General features: G+C 49.3%; 10 protein-coding genes and 1 tRNA gene. 4 read left to right on the top strand and 7 right to left on the bottom strand.

Annotated features, from left to right (window positions below; translation table 11 throughout):
- The 3 genes from K2G43_RS04335 to K2G43_RS04325 form a co-directional block, all read right to left on the bottom strand.
- On the bottom strand, window positions 1–407 hold a 407-nt coding region (locus K2G43_RS04335), incomplete at its 3' end, for a fructose-bisphosphatase class III (protein ID WP_300153131.1).
- Between the two features lie 63 nt (window positions 408–470).
- A complete protein-coding gene (locus K2G43_RS04330; protein ID WP_300153129.1) occupies window positions 471–2,138 on the bottom strand; it encodes a putative transporter in 1,668 nt (555 codons plus the stop codon).
- A 105-nt stretch (window positions 2,139–2,243) separates the two neighbouring features.
- Window positions 2,244–3,137, bottom strand: a complete 894-nt coding sequence (locus tag K2G43_RS04325) for a CPBP family intramembrane glutamic endopeptidase (RefSeq protein WP_300153128.1) — start codon at window positions 3,135–3,137, stop codon at window positions 2,244–2,246.
- Window positions 3,138–3,342: 205 nt separating this feature from the next.
- Between K2G43_RS04325 and K2G43_RS04320 the strand changes: the two genes are divergently transcribed.
- Window positions 3,343–5,547 (top strand): alpha-galactosidase, encoded by a 2,205-nt coding sequence (locus tag K2G43_RS04320; protein ID WP_300153126.1) that lies wholly within the window; start codon window positions 3,343–3,345, stop codon window positions 5,545–5,547.
- Between the two features lie 209 nt (window positions 5,548–5,756).
- Here K2G43_RS04320 and K2G43_RS04315 read toward each other — a convergent pair.
- Window positions 5,757–5,830: transfer RNA gene (locus K2G43_RS04315), tRNA-Asp, on the bottom strand.
- Between the two features lie 163 nt (window positions 5,831–5,993).
- Between K2G43_RS04315 and K2G43_RS04310 the strand changes: the two genes are divergently transcribed.
- Window positions 5,994–7,313, top strand: a complete 1,320-nt coding sequence (locus K2G43_RS04310; RefSeq protein ID WP_300153124.1) for a pyridoxal phosphate-dependent aminotransferase — start codon at window positions 5,994–5,996, stop codon at window positions 7,311–7,313.
- A gap of 131 nt (window positions 7,314–7,444) precedes the next feature.
- Here the strand turns inward: K2G43_RS04310 and K2G43_RS04305 are convergent, their stop codons facing one another.
- The 3 genes from K2G43_RS04305 to recR are packed head-to-tail and all read right to left on the bottom strand — an operon-like array spanning window position 7,445 to window position 9,125.
- Window positions 7,445–7,981 (bottom strand): GNAT family N-acetyltransferase, encoded by a 537-nt coding sequence (locus K2G43_RS04305; protein ID WP_300153122.1) that lies wholly within the window; start codon window positions 7,979–7,981, stop codon window positions 7,445–7,447.
- Between the two features lie 12 nt (window positions 7,982–7,993).
- The gene (locus K2G43_RS04300; RefSeq protein WP_297645099.1) at window positions 7,994–8,449 is read right to left on the bottom strand and encodes a hypothetical protein; all 456 of its coding nucleotides are present in this window, start codon (window positions 8,447–8,449) and stop codon (window positions 7,994–7,996) included.
- Between the two features lie 58 nt (window positions 8,450–8,507).
- Complete coding sequence (recR, locus tag K2G43_RS04295) at window positions 8,508–9,125, bottom strand: recombination mediator RecR (RefSeq protein WP_297645096.1); 618 nt, start codon at window positions 9,123–9,125, stop codon at window positions 8,508–8,510.
- Between the two features lie 90 nt (window positions 9,126–9,215).
- Here recR and yihA point away from each other — a divergent pair, with 90 nt between their 5' ends.
- Both yihA and K2G43_RS04285 read left to right on the top strand, forming a co-directional pair.
- Window positions 9,216–9,824, top strand: a complete 609-nt coding sequence (gene yihA, locus K2G43_RS04290) for a ribosome biogenesis GTP-binding protein YihA/YsxC (protein ID WP_297645093.1) — start codon at window positions 9,216–9,218, stop codon at window positions 9,822–9,824.
- A 14-nt stretch (window positions 9,825–9,838) separates the two neighbouring features.
- Complete coding sequence (locus tag K2G43_RS04285; protein WP_297645091.1) at window positions 9,839–10,441, top strand: DUF4923 family protein; 603 nt, start codon at window positions 9,839–9,841, stop codon at window positions 10,439–10,441.
- Window positions 10,442–10,628 lie beyond the last annotated feature (187 nt).

The following is a 10,628-nucleotide window of genomic DNA, read 5'->3' as shown; positions in this document are numbered from 1 at the left end:
CGCGTATATTTGGAAGAGACGTTCTGGCAGACCTTCACCAACTGGTTCAACGTAATCTGATACCAGTCGTCCAAATCCGTTTCACGCTCCTTGATGAGTTGCAGTTTCTCTTCGGGATAATAAATCAGCGTACAAAGCTCTTTCTTCTCCGCCTCGCGCAACGTGTGGCCGAAGATTTCGTTCACCTTGCGCTTCACGGCACCCGACGCATTCTTCAGAACATGCTGAAACGCCTCATACTCGCCGTGAATATCCGTCAGAAAGTGTTCGGTTCCTTTCGGCAGGTTCAAAATTGCTTCCAGATTGATGATTTCCGTGCTGGCATCGGCAATGGTAGGAAATGTGCGCGACAACAATTGTAAATAGCGCAAGTCATCCACAATACTTTCCTGAGTTATAGTTCCCATGATGATTTTAGATTTATGATTTCAGATTTATCATCCATCAATTATTTTTCAATTTTTCAATTCTCAACAGATAAAGAACATCAGCAACACTTGCGCGATGATGACCCGGAGGAACATACACAACGGATAGACCGTGGCGTATGCTACAGACGGATTGTCACCGGGAATGGTGTCGTTGGCATAGTTCAGCGCCATCGGGTTTGCCATGCTTCCACACAACATTCCTGTCGTGGTGCCGAAGTCCACTTTCAGCCACTTGAAGGAGACAACGCCCATAATCAGCACCGGAACGATGGTCAACACAAAACCGATACCCACCCATAACGCCCCTTCCGGACGAAAGACGGTCTCGAAGAAGTGTGCGCCGGCATCCAATCCCAGACACGCCAGATAGAGCGCCAGCCCCAACGCACGAAGCATCAGGTTCGCGCTGCGGGTCACGTAAGTCACCATGTGCATCCGAGGGCCGAATGTGCCGATAAGAATGCCCACAATGATAGGCCCGCCTGCCAGCCCCAGCCGCACGGGAGCACTGACACCCGGTATGGAGATAGGAATGGCACCCAAAGCAAGACCGATGACGATGCCGACAAACACTGCCACCAGATTCGGTTCTTTCAGACTCTTGATGGCATTGCCCAATACCTTCTCCACATTATGTATGGCGGCGGCCTCACCCACCACGGTCAGGCGGTCGCCCAGCTGCAACGTCAGCTCAGCCGTGGCCAGCAGCTGCACGCCGCTCCGATAGACCCGGCTGATATTGATGCCGAAATGGTTGCGCAGATGCAGCGAACCCAGCTTCTTTCCGTTCAGTTCCGGACGTGTCACCACGATGCGCTGCGAAATCAGCTGGCTGTCGATGGCATTCCAGTCGATATCCTCCTTGTTCCAGTCGGTATGTTCCTGCTCACCAAAAAGCACGGTCAGCATCGGAACATTCTGTTCGGACGTAACCACCAGCAGGCGGTCGCCCTCCCGGATAATTTTTTCTGAAGTGGGGATGCTCACATTGCCATCCCGCCACAAACGGGAAATCACAAACTTCGGATAGTTGTTCAAAGCCCCTATCTCCTTGATACTCTTGTCAAAAACTGCCGGGTTGTGCACCTGAAAAGCCACGATATAGGGCTTGTTCACATCCTCTTTGTCTTTCTGCAACAAGTCTTCCTTCGTTGTCAGCGCCTTGCGGATGACAAGTATGGCCAGAATGACACCGACCACTCCCAGTGGGTAGGTCACCGCACAGCCCAGTGCCGGAGTGCTCGTCTCCAGCCCCATCTGTTTCAACGTCTGCTGCGCCGCTCCCAAGGCAGGTGTATTGGTCGTGGCACCGCACAGAATGCCTACCATATCGGGCAACGGCACGTTCAGGCAGAAACTGCCCAGCACCGTCATCATCGTGCCGATGAGCAACACCCCTATCGCCAGCATGTTCAACCGCATCCCCCCTTTCCGGAAAGAACTGAAAAATCCCGGTCCCACTTGCAAGCCCAAGGCGTAAACAAACACTACCAATCCAAAACTTTCCGCATAATTCAGCATCTGCGGGTCTATAGAAAGCCCCAGATGTCCCGCCACGATACCGGCAAAAAACACAAACGTCACCCCCAACGAGATGCCCCAGAAACTTATCTTTCCCAATCCAAGTCCTACAGCGGAAATCAGCGAGAGTACCACCACCGCCTGCAAAGCGGAGTGTTCGACAAACAAACTATTAATCCAGTCCAAAGTGCATTCAATTTACAAATTCGTGCTGCAAATGTAGCTAAAAACGATGACATATCGCACAAACGAGAAGATTAAACCTGAAATGCCACGCATTTACAGGCAACTTTATGGGAAACGACGGATCTTCCTTTCATAATGCCCGATGATAAGCCCCGAACCGATTATCAGCAGAAAGGTGCAAAGAAGAGAACCCTCAAAGCCGAAACTTCCGCCGTTCATCAAGTGCGCGTCCGAAAGGCGAAGCGTAAGGAGCGTGTCGCCGAACCGATTGCCACTCACCTCATACCCCAGCACAGGACCTTGCAGCCAATTCCAGAACCAATGCAAAGCCACAGGGAAACAGAGATTGCGGGTATAGATATAGGAAGCTCCCAACAGCACGCCTGCCAAAAGGATATTCAGGAAGGGCAAGAACTCAAAATTCGGATTGAAGAAGTGCATCAAAGAAAACGAAGTAGAAGAGATAAACAACGCCACAAACCGATTGACACCGCCATCCAATAGACGACCTAACACAAAGCCACGCATCATCGTCTCTTCCGCAACACCTACCAACAGAAAAAGCAGAAGGCTCATCAACAACGAAGAAGCATCGAACGAAACGTCTGTGACCTCCACCACACCCAATAACAGAGAAAGCCCAAAACCGAACAGGTAGAGCACAATGGCAAAGAGCGTTCCGGCAATCCAGTCCTTCCCCCGCCCTTTCAACGAAAGCCCCAATCCGGTAAAAGGCATACCGAACCGCAACAATATCCACACCGCCAACAGGGTGCAGACCAGCATCAGGACCTCTTGCGCCATCATCAGCGGAATAGGCACACTGCCCGGAACAATCTCCCGCATTTCGTTCCCAAAGCCTAATGCGATGACAGGCATGCCCACCAATACCATCAATACGCCAAACAGTACCATAAACGCGACCAGATCCGCCGCCGTTCTCCACCAACGCTCTCTCCGGCCTGCTGCTTCGGCCGTTCCGTTCCATTTTTCTTCCATCCTTACATGTTTTGGTTTGAATGGCGGCAAGGTAGAAAAAAAAGAGCAAGTACACAATAAAGGAACCGAAAACCTTATCACCGCTTGCGCCACATCAAACAAATGCAGAGAAAAATCCTACAATAAGATAAAATAGTATCACTCTGTCCCGTCAAAAACGCCTATTTTTGCAGCAGAAAAAGAATCATCTAAAATCAAGGAAAACATGAATTTCAAAAAACGAATGAACCTTTTCATGGGAATGTGGCTGCTGACAGGTGCCGTGTTCGCCCAAAACGTATGTCTGTCCACCCCGAACACCTTGATGGTGCTCGCCGCGCCGGAGGGTGGAAAACTGGAATATGTATATTACGGCAACAAACTCTCCGAAACAGACCTGCAAAATCTGGAAACCGTGCAAACAAAGCACGAGGCTTATCCTGAATACGGAATGAATTGCCCTACGGAAACAGCACTTGCCGTGAAGCACGCCGATGGCAACATGACGCTGCAACTGGAAGTGATGAAAGTGACCACCACCGAAGAGGCCGATGCCGTGAAGGCCGTGATTACACTGAAAGACAAGGTATATCCCTTCTTTGTAAACGTCTGCTACAAAGCATGGCAGGACGCCGATATCATCGAGACATGGACAGAAATCTCCCATCAGGAGAAAAAGCCCGTAGTGCTCAACCAGTTCGCTTCCGCCTACCTGCCCATCCGTCGGGGCGACGTATGGCTCTCCCACCTCTACGGCACGTGGGCAAACGAGGGGCGGCTCTCACAAGAACCTTTGACACCGGGAATGAAAATCATCAAGAACAAAGATGGTGTCCGCAACTCGCACACAGCGCATGCCGAAGTGATGTTCTCGCTGGACGGCAGACCGCAGGAGAATGCAGGCAACGTGATTGGCGCCGCCCTCTGCTACAGCGGAAACTACAAACTCCGCATTGAGACCCACGACGACGAATACCACCACTTCTTTGCAGGAATCAACGAGGAAAATTCCACCTACAGCCTGAAGAAAGACGAAGTGTTCCGCACCCCGGAACTTGCACTGACTTACAGCCGCGAAGGGTTGAGCGGAAGCAGCCGCAACTTCCACCGCTGGGCACGCCTGCACAAGCTGGCGCACGGCACCACGCTCCGCAAGATTCTGCTGAACAGCTGGGAAGGCGTTTACTTCGACATCAACCAAGAAGGCATGGACCAGATGATGGCAGACATTGCCTCGATGGGCGGCGAACTATTTGTAATGGACGACGGCTGGTTTGGCGACAAATATCCCCGCAAGACGGACAACTCCTCTTTGGGCGACTGGGTGGTGGACCAAAACAAGTTACCAAACGGCATCGAAGGCCTGCTGTCCGATGCCAAGAAGCACGGCATCAAGTTTGGCATCTGGATTGAACCAGAAATGGCAAACACGACCAGCGAGCTGTATGAACGGCATCCCGAATGGGTCATCAAGGCTCCCGAACGCGACCTCGTCCTGGGACGTGGCGGCACGCAAGTGGTACTCGACCTTGCCAATCCCGCCGTACAGGACTTCATCTTCGACATAGTAGATAAGCTGATGACCTCTTATCCCGAAATAGACTATATCAAGTGGGATGCCAACATGTCCATCATGAACCACGGTTCGCAATACCTGACAAGCGATAACCAGAGCCACTTGTACATCGAATTCCATCGCGGATTCGAGAAGGTGTGCCAACGCATCCGCGCCAAATATCCCGACCTCACCATTCAGGCCTGCGCCAGTGGTGGTGGACGTGCCAACTACGGCCTCCTGCCCTACTTCGACGAGTTTTGGGTGAGCGACAACACCGATGCCCTCCAACGGGTTTACATGCAATGGGGTACCTCCTATTTCTTCCCTGCCGTAGCGATGGCTTCGCACATCAGCGCCGCCCCAAACCATCAGACATTCCGCACCATCCCCTTGAAATACCGCATTGACGTGGCGATGAGCGGCCGTTTGGGTATGGAAATCCAGCCTAAGAACATGACGGACGGAGAGAAAGCCCTCTGCAAGAATGCCATTGCCGAATACAAGACCATCCGCCCCATCGTGCAGCAAGGCGACATCTACCGCCTGCTGTCGCCATACGACAAGCAAGGCGCAGCCTCGCTGATGTACGTCGCACCGGAGAAAGACAAAGCCGTGTTCTACTGGTGGAAGACCGAACACTTCTGCAACCAACACCTGCCGCGCATAAAGATGGCCGGACTCTGCCCCAACAAGCAATACAAGGTACATGAGCTAAACCGCATTGACAACAGGCCTTTGAACTTTGAAAACAAATCTTTCAGCGGTGCCTATCTGATGGCAAACGGCCTGGAGATTCCCTACAATCACCAAGTGGACTATCACAAGCAGAACGACTATTCCAGCCGTGTCCTCTATCTGGAAGAGGTGAAATAAAAGGGTCGCAACAATGCGTTGCGTAAGTATTGTTTCGGATGCCACACCTCATAAGTACCGAGGTGTGGCTTTGATATAATAAGGTATAGAAAAAGAGGCGCGTGAGAGCAAAGAGCGGGTCCTAAGGTTTTTATCAGCAACATCTGGATAAACGGACTTAGCCATTGACATATAAAAAAAGAGAAAGCGACTAATGTCGCTTTCTCTTGCGGTGCGTACGGGACTCGAACCCGTGACCCCATGCGTGACAGGCATGTATTCTAACCAACTGAACTAACGCACCATTCTTTCAAGTATTGTTGCTATCTCTCTCGATTGCGGTTGCAAAGGTAGGCATTTTTTTGATATCTGCAATAGCTTGAACGAAAAAAAATCATCTTTTTTTCACATCAATTGATTATAAGAGATTTATACTACCTTTGCAGAACTAAATTAATTTTGCAGTCATGAAAAATACTCCTATTGAACGTAAACTGATAGACAAAACTATCGAAGATTTTCATATCACGGACTTTGCCAAAGCAACGATTCGTGAGGTAAAAGCCATTGCCGCCAATGCGGAAGCCGCATCAGGTGTGGAATTTATCAAGATGGAAATGGGCGTACCCGGACTCCCTCCGTCTGCCATCGGTGTGAAGGCCGAAGTGGAAGCCCTGCAAAACGGACTAGCCAGTCTCTATCCCGACATTAACGGAATGCCTGCCCTGAAAGAGGAAGCTTCACGTTTCATCAAAGCATTTATCAACGTGGATGTAGCACCCGAAGGTTGTGTACCGGTCACCGGTTCCATGCAGGGAACGTTTGCCTCGTTCCTCACGTGCAGCCAATGTGATGAAAAGAGAGACACCATCCTTTTCATCGATCCCGGTTTCCCGGTACAGAAACAACAGCTGGTGGTGATGGGGCAAAAATACGAGACGTTCGATGTCTATAACTACCGTGGGGACAAACTGAGGGAAAAACTGGAAAGCTACCTCCGGCAAGGAAATATCTCCGCCATCATCTATTCAAACCCCAACAACCCCAGTTGGATTTGCCTGAAAGAAGAAGAGTTGCGCATCATTGGCGAACTGGCCACCCAATACGATGTCATCGTTTTGGAAGACCTCGCCTATTTTGCCATGGATTTTCGCCAAAACCTGAGCGAACCGTTCCAGCCTCCTTACCAACCGACCGTAGCACGCTATACTGACCACTATGTACTGCTAATCTCCGGCTCCAAAGCATTCAGCTATGCCGGACAGCGCATCGGCGTAAGCTGCATTTCGGACAAGCTCTATCATCGTGCCTATCCCGGACTGACCAAACGGTATGGAGGCGGCACTTTCGGAACGGTATTCATTCATCGCGTGCTCTACGCCCTCTCTTCAGGCACCAGCCACTCCGCACAATATGCCCTTGCCGCCATGTTCAAGGCTGCCAATGAAGGAAAATACAACTTCCTCGGCGAAGTGAAGGTCTATGGTGAACGCGCCCGCCGTCTGAAAGAGATTTTCCTGCGTCACGGATTTCATTTGGTATATGACAACGATTTAGGCAACCCTGTTGCCAACGGTTTCTACTTCACCATCGGCTATCCGGGCATGAGCAGCGGCGAACTGGCCAAAGAATTGATGTATTATGGTGTAAGCGCCATCTCGTTGGCGACCACTGGAAGTCATCAGGAGGGATTACGTGCTTGCACCTCTTTCATCAAAGACCACCAGTATGCCCAATTGGACGAACGGATGGCAATCTTTGCCGAAAACCATCCTCTCAGACAATAAGCAGCTATTTTTTTAAGATAGATTCTCTTCATAAACGAATACCGATATCTCTTTCCAAACGGATATCGGCATTCTCTTTTCTACCCGATGTTCTTCTCAAAGCAACGGTCTGTTTACTATTTTCATTTCAACTAACGGGCTTCACGAAGACACTGCAACAGCACCACATCCTTGTAGCAACCTTCTACGCGCCACCACTCTCTCAACAATCCGCACCGCACAAATCCGCACGATTCAAAAAGGCGTATGCTGGCCTCATTGTCCACGGTGACATGAGCTATCAGTTGTTTCAAATATAAAAAGCCGAAGGCATAGTCGCACAGCAAGTTCAACGCCTCTTTCGCATAGCCGTTGCCTTGATACTCTTTCCGCACCGCAATGCCCACTTCCCCCCGGCCGTGCATCGGAACAAAATCTATCATATCGATGGTTCCCACCACCACATCATCTTCCAGCCGCACCACCATCATACGAAGTTGCCGGTCGGCAAACATATCGCATTCGGAATGTTCGATGTACTGTTTCAGAACAAACTTAGAATAAGGTACGGTGAAATTACTCACTTCCCATGACTGAGGGTCATTCTCCATGGCATACATCACTTCCAAATCTTCCGGCTCCATGGCACGGAGACGCACCCGTTCACCGCAAAAATAAGATTTACCCATACTGGCTATGAATTAAATTTCTTCTTTATCGATACGCAATTCTCTTCGCAAACGTTCCTCACCGGGCAGACAGAACAGAGAAGCCGTGAGCGCAATCAACGCACACAATATACCCGTACTGCCCAATACCATATAATAGGTGAGCAGCCCCACCAACACCGGCATGGCAAGCAACACCAACCGGACGTTTCCCCATAGTCTATAAAGGCGGAGAGCCCGGGGAAGTGTTACAACATCTATTTTTCGAGTCAGCATCCATGAAAAAAGTTTCAAGGAGACGGGGACACAACATGCGGTCAACAATATGGTGATTGTCTCCGCCATATAAGTGACACGTGCATCGCCCGCATACATCCCTACCCAATCGCCTTCGACTTCCCCGAATAGGACAAGCAGGATAGGAAGTACCCAAAAACAAGCAAAAGCGCTTTTGGCACGTGCTGCGGTTTTCTTTATTTGTTCTTCCATTCAGTTATTGAAAAAAATAAGAATTGAAAAATTTCCAAACAATTGTTTTAACCATCAATCAGGTTGTCCCCGAAAATGGAATACGGTTGACGATGCTGCGGCCCAACGTCACTTCATCGGCATATTCCAACTCATCGCCCACCGAAATGCCACGGGCAATGACAGAAAGCTTCACCCCCATCTTTTCCAGTTTGCGATAAATGTAGAAATTCGTCGTATCTCCTTCCATCGTGGTACTCAGGGCAAGGATAACCTCATTGATGCCGCCGTCAGCCACCCGTTTGACCAGACTTTCTATCTGCAAATCGCCGGGACCGATACCATCCATCGGCGAAATCACCCCACCCAGCACATGATACAGACCGCGAAATTGCTGCGTAGCTTCCACCGCCATCACATCCCGGATATTCTCCACCACGCAAACCACGGAAGAATCACGTTGCGGATTGGCACAGATGCCACAAGTCTCCGTGTCAGAGATATTGTGACATACCTTACAATACTTTACCTCATGTTTCAGCGTGACAATAGCATTGCCAAACGCATCTACCACCGCCGTATCTTGACGAAGCAAATGAAGCACCAGTCTCATCGCTGTCTTACGCCCCACTCCGGGCAACTTGGCAAATTCATTGACCGCTCTCTCCAATAATATCGAGGGAAATTGTCCATTCATACTCAAAATTCTCCTATGTGTGGCAAAGGTAGCACTTATTTCACAAGTTTACACTATCTTTGCCCCACGTAAAATAAAAAACAAAGCAAAATGGAGATTACAAACGCTGAATTCGTCATCAGTAACACCGATGTACGGAAGTGCCCCGCAGGCACATTTCCCGAATATGCCTTCATCGGACGTTCCAATGTGGGAAAATCCAGTCTTATCAATATGCTCACCGGACGGAAAGGGCTCGCCATGACTTCTGCCACACCGGGAAAAACCATGCTCATCAATCACTTCCTCATCAACAAAAGCTGGTATATTGTGGACCTGCCGGGATATGGCTATGCCAAACGGGGACAGAAAGGACAGGTGCAGATTAAACGTATCATCGAAAGCTACATACTTCAACGCGAACAGATGACAAACCTCTTCGTCCTGATAGACAGCAGACTGGCGCCACAACCCATCGACTTGGAATTCATCGAATGGCTGGGCGAGAACGGCATCCCTTTCGCCATCGTCTTCACCAAAGCCGACAAGTTGAAAGGTGGAAAACTGAATACCAATATTAATCTGTATCTGAAGCAATTACAAGAACAATGGGAAGAACTCCCCCCCTACTTCATCACCTCTTCCGAAAACCGACAAGGAAAAGAAGAACTGCTCAACTATATAGGAAGTATCAACAAAACGATAAATACTAAACAATAAATCATACAAAAACAATGAAAAGATTATTTTTCCGGCAACTGCTGGTTGCCTCTCTGTTGTTAGCCACCACCAACAGCCATGCGCAATCACTTAAGGACCTATTCAACAAAGAGAACATCGAAAAGGCAGTAAATGCCATATCGGGCAAGACATCTATAGACATGACCGGCTCCTGGTCGTACACCGGTGCCGCCATTGAATTCAAATCAGACAATCTTCTACAAAAAGCCGGAGGAGTCGTTGCCGCCACCGCAGCCGAAAAGAAACTGAACGAACAACTGGAAAAGGCAGGAATCAAGGCCGGACAGATGTCATTTGCTTTTGCAGCCGACAGCACTTTCAATGTCAATATAGGAAAGAAAAATCTGAAAGGAACTTACTCCTACGATTCATCCACTCAAAAGGTCAACTTGAAGTTCATAAAGCTGATAGCTATGAACGCAAAGGTCAACACCACCTCTTCCAATATGGACCTGCTGTTCGACTCCGACAAATTACTGAAACTAATCACCTTCCTTTCCAGCAAGAGCAGCAACACCACCCTGCAGACCATCGGTTCGCTTGCCAACAGCTACGACGGAATGATGTTAGGATTCTCTTTGAAAAAGGAACAATGATTCGAACCACAAAAAAAAATCCCGCAAGCTTCTTCAAGTCTTGCGGGATTTTTTCAGTTACTAAAATCTCAAACAAAATAAATTATTGAAAAATTAATATGAAAAAAGTAAAAAAAGCGTGATAAGAGCGGAAAACGAGACTCGAACTCGCGACCCTAACCTTGGCAAGGTTATGCTCTACCAACTG

It is taken from the genome of Bacteroides sp., from assembly GCF_029057325.1.
GTDB lineage: Bacteria > Bacteroidota > Bacteroidia > Bacteroidales > Bacteroidaceae > Bacteroides.
This window is presented reverse-complemented; position numbering and strand designations above follow the sequence as displayed.